The 14,492-nt window shown below is 61.5% G+C and carries 10 protein-coding genes; 2 read left to right on the top strand and 8 right to left on the bottom strand.

Annotated elements, in window-relative coordinates; all coding sequences use genetic code 11:
* Positions 1–116: 116 nt before the first annotated feature.
* Positions 117–4,100: an ATP-dependent RNA helicase HrpA gene (gene hrpA, locus ACS92L_RS02315; RefSeq protein ID WP_438766730.1), complete on the bottom strand. Its 3,984-nt coding sequence runs from the start codon at positions 4,098–4,100 to the stop codon at positions 117–119.
* Positions 4,101–4,264: 164 nt separating this feature from the next.
* On the bottom strand, positions 4,265–5,941 hold the full coding sequence (locus ACS92L_RS02310) for an AMP-binding protein (RefSeq protein ID WP_438766729.1): 1,677 nt from the start codon (positions 5,939–5,941) through the stop codon (positions 4,265–4,267).
* 184 nt (positions 5,942–6,125) lie between these two features.
* Between ACS92L_RS02310 and cysK the strand changes: the two genes are divergently transcribed.
* On the top strand, positions 6,126–7,094 hold the full coding sequence (gene cysK / locus ACS92L_RS02305) for a cysteine synthase A (protein ID WP_438766728.1): 969 nt from the start codon (positions 6,126–6,128) through the stop codon (positions 7,092–7,094).
* A 78-nt stretch (positions 7,095–7,172) separates the two neighbouring features.
* On the opposite strand, the gene ACS92L_RS02300 is transcribed toward cysK, so the two are convergent.
* From ACS92L_RS02300 to ACS92L_RS02290, 3 genes are read right to left on the bottom strand one after another with little or no spacing between them, the layout of a single operon-like run.
* Positions 7,173–7,961 carry a class II glutamine amidotransferase gene (locus ACS92L_RS02300; protein WP_438766726.1) on the bottom strand — a complete coding sequence of 263 codons (789 nt, stop codon included), beginning with the start codon at positions 7,959–7,961 and terminating at the stop codon, positions 7,173–7,175.
* A complete protein-coding gene (locus ACS92L_RS02295) occupies positions 7,954–9,735 on the bottom strand; it encodes a VWA domain-containing protein (protein ID WP_438766725.1) in 1,782 nt (593 codons plus the stop codon). Before ACS92L_RS02295 ends, ACS92L_RS02300 begins: the two co-directional genes overlap by 8 nt.
* A gap of 5 nt (positions 9,736–9,740) precedes the next feature.
* On the bottom strand, positions 9,741–10,205 hold the full coding sequence (locus ACS92L_RS02290; RefSeq protein WP_438766724.1) for a hypothetical protein: 465 nt from the start codon (positions 10,203–10,205) through the stop codon (positions 9,741–9,743).
* Between the two features lie 51 nt (positions 10,206–10,256).
* On the opposite strand from ACS92L_RS02290, the gene ACS92L_RS02285 reads away from it, so the two are divergent.
* A complete protein-coding gene (locus ACS92L_RS02285; protein ID WP_438766723.1) occupies positions 10,257–12,350 on the top strand; it encodes a S9 family peptidase in 2,094 nt (697 codons plus the stop codon).
* A 97-nt stretch (positions 12,351–12,447) separates the two neighbouring features.
* Here the strand turns inward: ACS92L_RS02285 and ACS92L_RS02280 are convergent, their stop codons facing one another.
* The 3 genes from ACS92L_RS02280 to rnd are packed head-to-tail and all read right to left on the bottom strand — an operon-like array spanning position 12,448 to position 14,415.
* A complete protein-coding gene (locus tag ACS92L_RS02280) occupies positions 12,448–12,897 on the bottom strand; it encodes a YcgN family cysteine cluster protein (protein WP_438766722.1) in 450 nt (149 codons plus the stop codon).
* A 21-nt stretch (positions 12,898–12,918) separates the two neighbouring features.
* On the bottom strand, positions 12,919–13,233 hold the full coding sequence (locus ACS92L_RS02275) for a YcgL domain-containing protein (protein ID WP_438766721.1): 315 nt from the start codon (positions 13,231–13,233) through the stop codon (positions 12,919–12,921).
* Positions 13,234–13,260: 27 nt separating this feature from the next.
* On the bottom strand, positions 13,261–14,415 hold the full coding sequence (rnd, locus tag ACS92L_RS02270) for a ribonuclease D (RefSeq protein WP_438766720.1): 1,155 nt from the start codon (positions 14,413–14,415) through the stop codon (positions 13,261–13,263).
* Positions 14,416–14,492 lie beyond the last annotated feature (77 nt).

Here is a 14,492-nt window from a genome sequence, read left to right as displayed (position 1 = left end):
CTGTCCTGTTGCGTCCATATGACGCTGCACGATTTCGATAGCGCGCAAAGGACCCAAACGGCGCATTGTCAGCCGATTTCAGGCCACTGTACAGTACAGTGGCCATCAGGCATGAGTCAGGAAGCCGTAAGCTCCTGCCACTGGCGCTCCAGTCGCTTGCCGGACACCGGTGCCAGCGTTCCCAGCTGCTGGGCAAACAGTGACACGCGCAGCTCTTCAAGCCACCATCCAAACGTTTCCAGCGCCTGATCCTGAAGCGCGGTGGCGCCGTTTCTGCTGCGTCTTTCCTCGAGCCGGCGATGGAAATCGTTGACCTCCTCCATCGCCAGCTGATCGCGTCGTACCTCGCGCGGGGCTTTTTCAAGCCGGATCTGTGCGGCCTCCAGGTAACGGGGATACTGCGCCAGCCACTCGCCTGCCGCGCTGATAAAGCCCGGATAGACCAGCCGCTGCATCTGGGCGCGAACATCGCTCCAGCTCAGAGCCAGATTGAAGGCGACCCGACCCTTGAGCGCCTTGGTGACCTCAAGATGGCGCTTGAGAACGCGTTCCAACAGTGCCACCAGCGTCTCGGCTGTCTCGTGCAATCGCGAGCGCTCGCTCTCGAGACGCGCCTCGAAGGCCGCCTGATCACGCGGCAGCGGGTCGAAGGCGAATACTTTCAGGAACACGGCCTCGATGAAATCATCCACCAGATCACGCCGCGTCCCCACGTTGGCATACAGCAGAATGCAGCGCTCAAGGCCGGGTAGATCACGCGCCAGAAAGCGGACCTGATCCGGCAAACGGCGCATGGCCAGACGCTTGATGCCATGACGATGCTGCTCATACGCCTTGTCGGGATGGTCAAAAAGCGTCACCCCCAGCGTCTCTCCCTCATCCACCAGGGCCGGCCACGCCTCGACGCGAATGCCGGCCTGATCACGCACGTGGGATTGCGGCAGCTCGCCTTTCGGAAACTGCGTCAGCCCCTGTTGCGACAGCGCGTCACCCGCCATGGCCCGGGTACCCGCCTCAGCCTCGCGCTCAAAGCGCTCGATCAGGGCGTTCAGATCGCGACCTTCACCCAGCACCTGACCATCATGATTGACCACACGAATATTCATGATCAGATGCACCGGCAACTGCTCGGGCCGCCACTCATCGGATGAGAGCCGGATACCCGTCTTTTGACGCAAAAACTCCGCCAGCGCCGAGGTCAGTGACACGTTGCCCGGCGTCAGGGCCGACAGCGCGGCATCCGCCCAGTCCGGGATCGGTACGACCTGGCGGCGATACTGCTTGGGCAGCGACTTCATCAACGCAATCACCTTGTCGCGACGAAGCCCCGGCACCAGCCACTCAAGACGCTCCCCCGGCAGGGTAGAGAGCATGGACGCCGGTACCGTGATCGTGACCCCATCATCCGGCTCATTGGGCGCAAAATGATAGCTCAGCGGATAGCGAATGCCGCCGCCCTGATAGCTCAGCTCGAGCGTATCGGGATACTGTTCGACCGTGACCTCAGTGGCCTCACGCGCCAGCAGCGTTTCCATGTCAAGAAACAGCACGCTGTCATCATGCTGCTCGGCGTGACGGCGCCAGCGCTCGAAACTCTTGCCGTTGTAGATATCGGCCGGCAGGCGGGAATCATAAAATTCAAACAGCGTCTGCTCATCAACCATGATGTCACGACGGCGGGCCCGGTCCTCGAGGTCCTCGACCTCCTCGATCAGCGCCCGGTTGTGCTCGAAAAATGCCCCCTGAGTCTGGAACTGCCCTTCCACCAGCGCATGGCGGATAAACAGCTCGCGGGACTCCTCGGGGGCAATGGGGCCGTAATGCACCTTGCGTCGGGCAACGATCGGCAGACCAAACAGCGTGACCTGCTCATACGCCACCACCTGGGCACGCTTCATTTCCCAGTGTGGCTCGCTGTAGCTGCGCTTGGTCAGATGCGTCGCCAGTGGCTCGATCCACTCCGGACGGATGCCGGCCACCTGTCGGGCGAACAATCGCGTGGTTTCCACCATTTCGCCGGCCATGATCCATTTGGGCCTGCGTTTGGCAAGCCCGGACCCAGGGTGGATCATGAACTTGCGATTGCGGGCGCCCAGATATTCTCGTGGCTCCTTGTCCGAGGCGGCGTGCAGCCCCAGGTTGGACAAAAGCCCGGTCAAAAGCGCCTGATGCAGGCGAGCAATATCGGGCTCGCCCTCGTTTTCGACCAGTGACAGCTCTCGGGTCAGCTGCTTGAGCTGGCGATAGGTGTCGTGCCATTCGCGCAGACGCAGATAGCTCAGATAGTTGTCGCGACACCAGCGCCGCAGCTGATTGGCCGAAAGCTCCGCCCGACTGGCCTCAAAGCCCTGCCACAGATTGATCCAGGCCGTGAAATCGGAGTCCTTGTCCAACCACTGACGATGTTTCTGATCGGCCGCTTCACGCTTGTCGGCCGGGCGCTCCCGCGGGTCCTGAATGGACAGCGCACTGACCACGATCAGCGTCTCGCGCAGGCTGCCGAACTCGCTGGCCGCCAGCACCATGCGCGCCAGTCGCGGGTCGATCGGCAAGCGCGCCAGCTGGCGGCCGGTTCTGGTCAGATGCTGTTGCTCATCCACGGCCCCCAGCTCAAAAAGCAATCGAAAGCCGTCCTTGATGAAGCGACTGTCCGGCACATCCACAAAGGGGAATTTACCGATATCGCCGAGCCCCAGCGACAGCATGGAGAGAATGACCGAGGCCAAGTTGGTTCGCTGAATTTCGGGCTCGGTATAGGCCGGGCGCGACAGGTAATCCTCTTCGCTGTAGAGACGAATACACACGCCTTCGGCGATACGCCCGCAGCGACCGCGGCGCTGGTCGGCACTGGCCTGGCTGATCGGCTCGATCGGCAGGCGCTGCACCTTGGCGCGATAGCTGTAGCGGCTGATACGCACCAGCCCCGGGTCGATCACGTAGCGAATACCGGGCACCGTCAGCGAGGTTTCCGCCACGTTGGTGGACAATACGATGCGTCGCCCCGTATGCGGGGCAAACACCCGGTTCTGTTCGCTGTTGGAAAGACGCGCATACAGCGGCAGCACCTCGGTATCCCTTAGCTCGAGGCGGCGCAGCGTATCGGCCGTCTCACGGATCTCGCGCTCGCCGGGCAAAAAGATCAAAATATCGCGCGGACCGGTATACCAGCGCTTTTCGCGCTCGATACGCCCGATCTCCTCGACAGCCGTCACAATGCCTTCCTGCAGCGTCTGATCCTCTTCCTCGCGCTCATCACGCACCAACGGACGATAGTGCGTTTCCACGGGGTACGTCCGTCCGGAGACCTCGATCACCGGCGCCGGCGTGACGGTACCATCGTCATGGTGCTGACCGAAGTGACGCGAAAAGCGGTCCACATCGATGGTGGCTGAGGTGATGATGACCTTGAGGTCGGGGCGATCCGCCAGCAGTCGTTTGAGATAGCCCATCAAAAAATCGATGTTGAGACTGCGCTCGTGCGCCTCATCGATGATGATCGCGTCATAGCGCAAAAGCTGCGGATCATGCTGGGTTTCGGCCAGCAGGATCCCGTCGGTCATCAGCTTGACCCGAGTGGTCGCCTCGGTCTGGTCGGTAAAGCGCACCTGATAACCGATAACACCACCCAGCGAGGTACTGGTTTCCTGGGCCAGACGCTGCGCCACGCTGCGCGCGGCCAGACGGCGCGGCTGGGTATGGCCGATCAGACCGCGCAGCCCGAGCCCCAGCTCCAGACACATCTTGGGCAGCTGGGTCGTCTTGCCGGAGCCGGTCTCGCCGGCCACCACCACGACCTGATGATCGCGAATGGCCTCGAGTATGTCGTCGCGACGCTCGGCGACCGGCAGCTCAGGCGGGTATTCCAGCGTCACAGGCTGGTCGCGACGCCGCTGCACAAACCCCTCTGAACGCGTCAGGCGGGCCTCGATATCGTTCAGGGCCTTGTCCACGGGCTGGCCGCGCTGAATGCGGCCGGTCAGACGTTTCAGCCGCTGTCCCTGCGCCATGGCGTCGCTGATCAGCACGTCATCAAGGCGGCGACGCAGAGATGCAAGCGCCTGCTGCGCCGACTCACCGGAGTAAGTCACGTTATCGCTCAAGGTACCCTCTGGACTATTGAAACCGCCAAGGCGGTAATGACAATGAGCATGGCACGGCCATGACCATCCGGGAGAAAAGGTGTTTCGACTACTGGTAACAGGGGCATTATTGTAGCGCCAATCCTGCCCCATCGGCCAATCAGCCGACAGGGCAACGCCGGGGTCTAACGAGCGGGGTCGGACAGCTCATCGCGCAGGGCGCGACGCAGCACCTTGCCGACATTGCTGCGCGGCAGCTGGTCGCGAAACTCGAACCGCCTTGGCACCTTGTAGCCTGTCAGCTCCTGACGACACCACTGCTTCAGGGCCTGCGGGTCAAGGCTGGCGCCGTTACGCGGTACGATAAACGCCACCACGCTTTCGCCGCTGTCTTCATCCGGCACGCCGATCACGGCAGCCTCATGGATGTCATCATGTCTGAGCAGCACATCCTCCACCTCGTTGGGATACACGTTAAAGCCCGAGGTGACGATCATGTCCTTTTTGCGATCCACGATGCGCACAAAGCCGTCACGCTGCAGCACGGCAATATCCCCTGACCTGACCCAGCCCTCATCCGAAAGCGTTCTGGCAGTCTCTTCGGGCAGATTCCAGTAGCCCTTCATGACCTGCGGACCCTGTACGCATAGCTCACCGGGCGTGTCATAGCCCAGCGGCTGGTCATTCTCATCCAGTACCTGTAGCCGAGTACCGGCCACCGGCCGCCCGATCGCGCCCGGCTGAATCCTGTCGGGTGGATTCACACAGACCACCGGGGACGTTTCGGTCATGCCATACCCTTCCAGTACGGCAGAGCCGGTCACCTCGTGCCAGCGGTTGGCCGTGGTGGTATTGAGTGCCATGCCGCCGGAGACACTGAGCTTTAGATGGCTGAAATCCAGTTTTTTGAAATCATCACGCCGGCACAGGGCGGCAAAGAGCGTGTTGAGTCCGATAAAAGCAGAAAAGGGCTGTTTGGCAAGCGTTTTGACGAAGCCGTCAAGATCCTTCGGGTTAGGGATCAGGATGCTGTGATTGCCGGTTTCACAGCCGAACATGCAGTTCACGGTAAAGGTGTAGATATGATAGACCGGCAGCGGGGCAATAATGGTCTCATATCCGCGAGAGATGGCACTGCCCAGTACCTCCCCGGTCTGGCGCATGTTGGCCACCAGGTTGGCATGAGAAAGCATGGCCCCCTTGGGCGTGCCGGTCGTGCCGCCGGTGTATTGCAAAATGGCCAGATCATCGTCACGCCCCTGGCGGCTTTCATCGACCTGCCCCTTCTGCTTTAGCACCTGCCGCATCGTGACGGCATCGGGCAGATGGTAGCGCGGCACCTGACGGGCAATATAGCGCGCGCCAAGGTTATATTTGAGCCGCGATGGCCAGGGGTGAAGATCCGCCACTTCGGTAACAACGACATGGGCAATCGGCAAACGCTTGAGCACGACTTCCAGCTTGTGTGCCATGTGCGCAAATACCACCACCCCGCTCACGCCGGCATCGGCAAACTGATGATGCATCTCATCGGCGGTGTAGAGCGGATTGGTATTAACGATGACCAGCCCGGCCTTGAGGGCACCAAACACGGCCACCGGGTACTGCAGCAGGTTGGGCAGCACAATCGCCAGACGATCGCCCGGAGACATATCGGTCTGCGAGACAATCCAGTGCGCAAACCGGTCTACCAGATCCTTCATGGCCTTATAGGTCAGCGTACTTTCCATGCAGGTAAAGGCAGGGCGATCAGCATATTGCGTACAGGCCTTTTCGAACACGTCGAGAATCGACCGGTAATTGTCGTCCTTTTCGAGCGCGGGCCCTTCAAGCAGTGCCGGTGCCGTTGTCGTCTCGCTCATGCCTTCTCCCGATCGTCATGCCGCTTGCGGCCAAATACCGTTTCATGGAAAGACTCTAAAATAGCATGAAAGCCCGAGCGTCAGAGCGGATGCTTCAGGACTCGACGACCACCACAGCCCCCGACACAATGAAACGCCCCCTTATTGCTGCCCTGACGGGCAGCCTGCTGACACGGAGCATGCGATGAGCAGGATTCTGGAAGACAACTCTCAGGCCATCGGACAAACGCCGCTGGTCCGGATCAGACACCTGACCGATCACCCTCGCGTCTATGCCAAGCTCGAGTCGCGCAATCCGGCGCTGTCGGTCAAGTGCCGAATCGGTGCCAACATGATCTGGGACGCCGAAAAGCGCGGCGCCCTGAAGCCCGGCATGGAGATCATCGAACCCACCTCCGGCAATACCGGCATCGCGCTCGCCTTTGTGGGCGCCGCGCGCGGCTACCGGGTCAAGCTGACCATGCCGGCCTCGATGAGCATCGAGCGACGCAAGGTGCTCAAGGCACTGGGCGCCGAGCTGGTGCTGACCGAGCCCTCGCGCGGCATGAAAGGCGCGGTTGAGCGCGCCACCGAGCTGCGCGATGCCGAACCCGAGCGCTATTTCATGCCGGCACAGTTCGAAAACCCCGCCAATCCCGAAATTCATGAGAAAACGACCGGGCCGGAACTGTGGGACGCCACCGACGGCGATCTCGATGTACTGGTCGCAGGGGTCGGCACCGGCGGCACCATTACCGGCATTTCACGCTATTTCGAAAAAACGAAGGGCAAGGCGCTTCACAGCGTGGCCGTGGAACCGCTGGAATCACCCATTATCGGCCAGCGTCTGCGCGGCGAAGACCTGGCGCCTGCCGGTCATAAAATTCAGGGCATCGGCGCCAACTTCATTCCGGCCAACCTGGACCTGGACATCGTCGATCAGGTGGAAGCGGTCAGCAGTGAAGACGCCATGGCCATGGCGCGCCGGCTGATGCGCGAAGAAGGCATGCTCGTCGGTATCTCCTGTGGTGCCGCCATGGTCGCTGCCCTGCGTCTGGCCGAAGACCCGGCGTACAGGGACAAGGCCATTGCCGTCATCCTGCCTGACAGTGGCGAGCGCTACCTCTCGACCGCGCTTTTTGAAGGCATGTTCACCGAAGAAGAGTTGAGCTGATCCCAAAAACGCCGCAGGCACTTGCGTGTCTGCGGCGTCACACGCCGACCGGAAACATCGTCTCAAATACCGCCCGGATCAGGCGATGATGGCTTCAGGCGCGCTGATGTCGCACCGCTCGCCGTCGCAAAAGGCCATTGCCTCGCCCGGATGCATGTCCTGCCAGCCCGACTCGTTGGTCAAGGGAGCGGTCGCCAGAAGCGTATAGATTGTGGCGCTGTCGCAACGGCTGGCAAGGTCGATATGTTCTCCGGTGTCCAGCGAGGTCACGGTGCCAAAGGGCGAGCGTCGCGTTAGCCAGCACATCTTTTTGCTGCAGTAGGTGTAAAGCGTTCGACCATCGCTGAGCATCATGTTGAAAACGCCCATTTCTGACAGTCGATCGCCACACTGGCGCACCAGCTCACATACAGCGGTTGAATCATCGCAGTTCTCCTGCGAGAGCTGATCGAGCAGCCAGCAAAAGACATGTTCACCGTCGGTGGTTCCCAGCGGGGTGAAGCGACCGGTGAGGCCCAGCACCTCGAACCCCTCCAGCTGCCCCTGCATGGTATAGCACCAGCGCCGCCCCTTCATTTCCTGCGTAAAGGGGTAGGTATTACGGATTTCAACGCTGCCTTCATTGGCGTGACGCAGATGGCCCATCATGATCAGGGCGGCAATATCATCACGCCCGAGCAGGTCCGCCAGCGGCGAGTCCGTGGCCGGGCGCAGATCATGAAAGTCGTGGTAGCCGTCACGACGGTAAAAACCGATTCCAAAGCCATCACGATGGGGGCCGTTATCCCCACCGCGATGCTTGAATCCGCGCCAGCTGAAGCCAGTATTGACCGGCCGGTTGGCGTTCATGCCCAGTAGCTCACACACTCGGGTCTCTCCTGTGTCGGGGACGCTGACGTCGCAGGCGACGTCGTCTGAAGGCAAGCAATAGACAGAGCAATATCAGCGCGGCGGCCACCCACCACGCACGCGGGTCCTGCATCCACTGCATGACCTGCGCTTTTGCCGCAGGCCAGTTATCACGAGCCAGATGCCACAGACGCTGCAGCGACCACTGTTGATCTTCCTTTTGCTCATCACGCGATGCCATCTGCTCACCGCTGATCGCATCGCGATCAAGACGCGCACCGGCCAGACCGGTCGCGGCATCGCTATTGAGCATCACCGGCGGCAGGGGGATTTCCAGTATCCGGTTATCCAGTGCCACCGTGGCCGCAAGCGCGACAGGAACGGCCTCATCAGGCAGCGTATCGGGCAGAGTCACCTGCCAGCGATCATCGCCCACGGGATCAACGCCGAGTGTTTCCCCCAACAGTTCGGCATGAATGCGAGTATTGTCGCGCGTCAGACGCGGCCAGGCCGCTGTCAACGTAATATGGGACTGCTCATCGGATAGCGCCGCATCGATGACCGGCACGACGTTAACGCTATGGGTCAGCAGCCGTGCAAAGCGGTCGCTGCGCGCCTCGAGTGTCAGCTCGGCATTACCTGTTCGGTCGATGCGATCAAGGCGGCCACGGTAACGCCCGTCCGCCTCACGCTGCAAACGCGTACCGGCAATGTCAACGTCAGCGCCTCGCAGCGCGGCATCCACGGACACCGCCTGAGCCGACGCGTTATCGTCGTCGTTCACGCCTTCCAGCCAGACCTCCAGCGGCAGATCGATATGCTCGTAGAGCGTGGCCGGGATTGTGGCGCTGTGTAGCTGCAGGCCTGAATCGATCAGAATACGGGAACCGGCGCCCACCGGCCCCTCGATCTGCCACTGCCCTGCGGCCGGCTCGGGGACGGTAATCAGCTCGTAGCGATCGTCATGACGCCAGCGACTTGCAGCACCGGGCGCGTCGATGCTCAAACGCTCACCGTCGGGGCTGATCAATGTGATCGGGCCGTCATCGCGGCCATGAAAAAGCAGTGCCGTAAATTCACGTACCTGATCGTCGACCTGAAACCGGCCGTCTTCCAGCGGCAGCTGCTGGCGCGGCGCTACCTGATTCAAAACGTCCAGAAAGGAGCGCAAAAGCGCTCGGGAGTCCTCTGCCACCGATGCCAGCCCCCCGGTCTGCTGCGAAATGGCACGCATCAGATCGATATCGGCATTGCGGGACAGGGCAATGGTATGGATGACCACGTTGCGTCCGGCCAGATCCGGGGCAAGCGTGTCGATAATACGCTCGCGCGAGGCGCGGTCCCGGGCGGGCTTGTCGGTGATCGCAGGAATATCCACCATGCCATCGGTCAAAACGATCAGATGTGTGCGACCGTCCCGGGTGACGCCCTGCGTGGCCCTGTCGAGCGCCGATTCAAGATCGGTAAACTGCTCGTATTGTGTGATTTGAGGCAGCACATTCAGCGCACGCGTGCGCCACTGATCGTTGACGGTGCCCATGGCCAGCGGATTGGCGACCTGCTGACCAAAGGTCCAGAGCCCGGCGCGAACATTGTCGGGTAACAGATCGACCAGCAAACGCACGCCGCTGGCACGCAGATTGTCGGGGTCATTGCCTTTCATGCTGCCGGAGACATCGATCGCCAGGCGAACATCGCCCTGTTCAGGCGAGTCCTGTGGCGCTGCCTGAACCGGCAGTGTCATCAGGCCCAGCAGCAGCAAGGCACCTGTCATCAGCCACCGATACAGCATACGGCCTATCTCCCGAGCGAGGGTTCCCGACGCGCCGGGGCACTTTCCCGAGGTCGGCGAGAGTGATCGCGTTGATCACCGTTGCCGCCTGTCCGGGAATCGCCCGAGCGGTCGTCATCATCATTGTCGTGCCGGCCACGGCGGCCGATAAAAAAGGCCACCAGCATGCCAAGAAGCGCACCGATTGCCAGCAACACGCCGCCCAAAAAGACTTGGCCGCCGTTGTGCTGTAAAAAGCCGACCGCCGTCACCACAAGCGACGGTGCCCAGCCCGAATAGCCAAGCTGGGATTCCGGCCCGGGTACCGAAAAAAACGCCGGCATCCAGAGCATGCCCGCAACGCCACCGGCAATCAGCCAGCGAGGCAGGCGTGGCAGAAACGAGATGGCAAAATAGCCGAACACCAGCACCGCCACGGATAATACGAACCAGCATAGCCACAATAGTGGGATCGAGTCTGAAATCAGCACGCCCTTGATACCTCCGGGTTAAATACAGCGATCAATGTTACACTGCACATTATGAAAGAACACCCATCCCCCGCGCCGGTTGCGCGCTTCAGGAAAGTCGAAGACCCCCATTGGCACTGGCTTGAAAACCGGGATACGCCAGAGGTGGCCGAGTTTCTCGAAGCCGTCAATCAGGCAAGTGATCAGTGGTTTGAACCGCTGGAATCACTCACGCAGACCCTGTTTGACAGCCATCTTGCCCGCCGCGAGCTCTCTGTCACGGGTCTGGCCACATCCTTTGATCATTTCGTCTACTGGAGCGAGACGGCCTTTGATGCCGACTATCCGGTCTTCTGGCGCCACCCGATCGGTGAAGGCTTTGACCATCTCGATATCGAACGTCGCGGCCACGAGTGCCTGATCGACCTGCAGGAGCTCTCTACCCACAGCAGCTTTCTTGAACTGGGCGATCTGGCCCTGTCCGAAGACGAGCAGTGGATGGCCTGGACGCTGGATACCCAGGGCAACGAGTATTTCGACCTTTATCTGCGGTATCTGCCCGATGGCGAGACGATCCGCCTTGAGCGCGGTATCGGACCCGATCTGTGCTGGGCAGAAGACAACGCCACAATTTTGTTCACGCGCTATGACACCACCCAGCGCCCGGCCACGGTCTGGCGACGCCATCGTGACCATGACGACGCCGTCTGTCTTTTTGAAGAAGAAGACGTCGAGTTCTGGGTCGGGCTGGACAAGACCCGCTCGCGTGAATGGCTGGTCATTCATAGCGCCTCCAAGGACACCAGCGAGACCCATCTGGTTCCCGCGGCCACACCGGCAACGGCGCCCATATGCTTTCACCCGCGCCAGACCGGCGTAGAGTATGGCATCGATCACCGCCCGGGCATGTTCTATGTGCTCCACAACAGAGGCGCTGTGCACTTTTGCCTTGAGCGCGCCGAAGAGCATGCGCTTGAGTACTGGCTGCCAATGATCGAACATCGCGCCGACACCACACTTGAAGATGTGGATGCCTTCTCGTGGGGGCTGGTGCTGACCGAGCGGGATCACGACAGCGCCCAGGTGCATCTGCGATTGATGCAACTCGACGAGCATCATAAAGCCATCCGCGATGAGTGGCTGCCGATTGCGGAAACGCCCTGCAGTCTCGCCCTTGCCGATACGCCCCACTTTGATACGCGCCGTCTTCGCCTGCACGAGGAATCCTTTACCACGCCGCCACGCTGGATCGATGTCGACATCGACAGCGGCGAGCGACGGCTGCTGCGCCAACAGCCGGTTTACGGCGACATTCAGCCCGGCCATCTGGCCTGTCGTCGGGTCTGGGCCACCTCCTTCGATGGCGAACGGGTGCCGGTGTCGGTGGTGGCGCGTGCCGACCTGATCGACCGTGGCCCGCTGCCCACCCTTTTGTATGGCTACGGCGCCTACGGCCAGACACTGGATCCGTGGTTTTCCATTTCGCGCCTTGAGCTTCTGGCGCGCGGCGGTGCCTTTGCCGTGGCCCACGTTCGCGGCGGCGGTGACCGGGGCGAACCCTGGTATCTGGCCGGCAAGCTGGCGCACAAGGAAAACAGCTTTCGCGATTTTTTGGCCGCTCGCAACGTGCTGGTAGAGCATGGCCTGGCCGAAGAGCGCCACATTGCCGCCTACGGCGCCAGCGCCGGCGGGCTGCTGGTGGCAGCCAGCGTCAACCTTGACCCGCACGCCTTTTGTGCCGCGGTACTGGATGTGCCCTTCGTTGATGTGCTGCGCACCATGGAAAACCCCGATCTGCCGCTGACGACCGCGGAATATACCGAGTGGGGCAATCCGGAAGAGCCTGAAGCGCATCGACGCATCAAGGGCTATTCACCGCTGAACAATCTGATGCCCGCCCCCTGGCCGGCGGTCTATCTTCAGGGCAGCTGGCACGATTCGCGCGTGCCCTACTGGGAGCCGGCCAAGCTCTATGCGCGCCTGATCGAGTTCGACAGCGCCCGGGGGCCGGTTCTTTTACGCACCGACATGAGCGCCGGTCATGGCGGCGCGTCCGGGCGATTTCACGCCTGGCGCGACGTGGCCCGTCAGGATGCCTTTATCCTGTGGGCCCTGGGGCTTTCCAAGGTCGAGCCGTCATCCGGGTCATCATCGCAGGATGTCTGATCGTCATTGACCTTCTCGCGACCTGCAGGCAAAAGGGGCGCTCTTCGAAAATGAAGAGCGCCCCTTTTATTATCGCCTGGAGAGTGCTCGCAGGCCGTTACGACCGGCAGGGCATCACGGCAATGATGTAGTCCTCATAGTCCCTGTCGGGCACCCTCGCCTCGCTGACCGCCATACCGTGCATGCTGACCCCGGCACGGCGAGCGCCGGCCGGGTCACCACTGCGCAGCGGATGCCATTCGGGCAGCGGCTTGCCCTGCGCCAGACGTCGATAGCCGCAGGTCTCGGGCAGCCAGTGAAACGCACGTGCACGCGCTGGCGTGAGCTGCAGACAGTCAGGCACCCTGTCGAAACGATGCTCATAGTCACTGCAGCGACAGGCCCGGGTATCGAAAAGGCGGCAGGCGACCGACAGCGTCACGATCTCCTGGTTTTCTTCGTCCTCGAGCCGAACCAGACAGCACTGGCCGCAGCCATCGCAAAGGGCTTCCCATTCATCGGACGTCAGCTCCTCAAGCGACAATCGCTCCCAAAAGCGCTCACGCATACCGTACTCCCGAGATATTTTTTAGGACACCTGCCCCTGGTCGTCAGCGCTGGCGCCGACGTCAAAGGCAAGGTCACGTGACCGTGCATCCCCGCCGGGGGGCATCTGCAGATAGTAGCCCTTCTCCTTGAGGGCCTCGATGACTCGCGCCGTATCAACCCGGGCAAGCGTTCGCTCCGGCGTCATGATCATCATCATGATCGACACGGGCGGGCCAAAGCCTGTCAGCAGCTCCTGAGGCACCACATCCAGCCCGCGTGTGCGATCCACATAGAGAAACATCTCTTCGTGGCGCGCACTCTTGTAGATCTGACACAAAAGCGGTGTCGGGGTCATGGTGTTCTCCGCAAACGCGTGGACGTTTCAATGCGCATCGCGGGTAGAACCCGGAGTGCGGGTATTGCCTGAAAGCGCCGCTATCAGCGCATCGTTAAGGACCTCACCGCGCCACCCCTTGATCAGGGGCCAGTCAGTGCGCTGCAGGTCGGCACTGATCCAGCGCTCCAGCTCACGGCGTGTCACGAGCACTTCAGAAGGCAGTGACAGCGCGACGGCGCGCTCGTTGACTGCTGCCTTCAGTGTCTTCATGCGCTTTTTGTAGGCATCACTGACAGGAGAAGGCAGACCGGTAGGCAGCGCCTGCTCCTCCAGCAACGTCGCTTCCTGAATCAGGGCCAGCATCGCATCGCCCTCGCGCTTGATCAGGACGGGCTTGATGCCATCGACGCGGGAAAGCTCATAGCGATTGGCCGGCAGCGCCGAGGCAACCTCCATGAGCGTGGCATCGCTTGCCAGCCAGTTGCGCGGCAGATTGCGCTCGCGCACGGCGCGTTCGCGCCAGACACACAGCCGCTGAAACGCTGCCAGCTGACGAGGCGTCAGCCGCCAGGCGTTGCGATGTCGCAGATACCAGCGCTCGTCATCACGCACACCCCGCGCTGCCGCCACCAGGGCGTGACAGTCTTCAAGCAGCCACTCAAGACGATTTTGCTCACGAAGACGATCCTGCTGTCGCTGCCAGATCAGGGGCAGCCAGACCACATCCAGCGCCGCATAGCGGCACTGTTCCTCACTCAGCGGACGCTGGAGCCAGTTGGAGCGGGTCTCGCCCTTGGGAACATGCTGGTCTACCCAGCGCTCCACCAGTCGCTGGTAGCTGATGGAGCTCTCCTCCCCCACCAGCGCGTGCGCCAGCTGGGTATCCACGACCGGCGAGGGGACGTCCCCCACCCAGAGCGTGAAGATCTCCATGTCTTCGCTGCAGGCGTGCAGTATCTTCAGCGGTCCGTCATCGCCCAGCAGGGCACGCAGCGACGCGGTAGGCGCCACCACGGTCGGGTCGATCAGGTAGACCGCATCGGCACTTCCCAGCTGAATCAGTGCCGGTACCGGATAGAAGGTGGTCTCACGCATGAACTCGGTATCCACACCGATCACCTCGCAGGTCGCGAGATCGGCACAGGCGCGCTCGAGCGCCTCTTCAGTATCGATAAAGTGCCAGATTACATCAGTGGGCATGGTCATTTTGTCTACGGCCGCCTGCCGACACGGAGTTCGACAGGGAATAAAGTAAAACAAGCCGCACAGCGGCTTGT

Origin of the sequence: Kushneria halocnemicola, from assembly GCF_965650455.1 — a bacterium.
Classification (GTDB): domain Bacteria; phylum Pseudomonadota; class Gammaproteobacteria; order Pseudomonadales; family Halomonadaceae; genus Kushneria.
Note: the sequence above shows the minus strand (reverse complement) of the source record. Positions and strands in the feature narration are given on the sequence as shown.

Excerpts from the sequence above, each read along its gene's own strand:
- ACS92L_RS02310 (WP_438766729.1), bottom strand. The coding sequence starts at position 5,941 with ATGAGCGAGACGACAACGGCACCGGCACTGCTTGAAGGGCCCGCGCTC.
- cysK (WP_438766728.1), top strand. The coding sequence starts at position 6,126 with ATGAGCAGGATTCTGGAAGACAACTCTCAGGCCATCGGACAAACGCCG.
- ACS92L_RS02295 (WP_438766725.1), bottom strand. The coding sequence starts at position 9,735 with ATGCTGTATCGGTGGCTGATGACAGGTGCCTTGCTGCTGCTGGGCCTG.
- ACS92L_RS02285 (WP_438766723.1), top strand. The coding sequence starts at position 10,257 with ATGAAAGAACACCCATCCCCCGCGCCGGTTGCGCGCTTCAGGAAAGTC.
- ACS92L_RS02280 (WP_438766722.1), bottom strand. The coding sequence starts at position 12,897 with ATGCGTGAGCGCTTTTGGGAGCGATTGTCGCTTGAGGAGCTGACGTCC.
- ACS92L_RS02275 (WP_438766721.1), bottom strand. The coding sequence starts at position 13,233 with ATGACCCCGACACCGCTTTTGTGTCAGATCTACAAGAGTGCGCGCCAC.
- rnd (WP_438766720.1), bottom strand. The coding sequence starts at position 14,415 with ATGCCCACTGATGTAATCTGGCACTTTATCGATACTGAAGAGGCGCTC.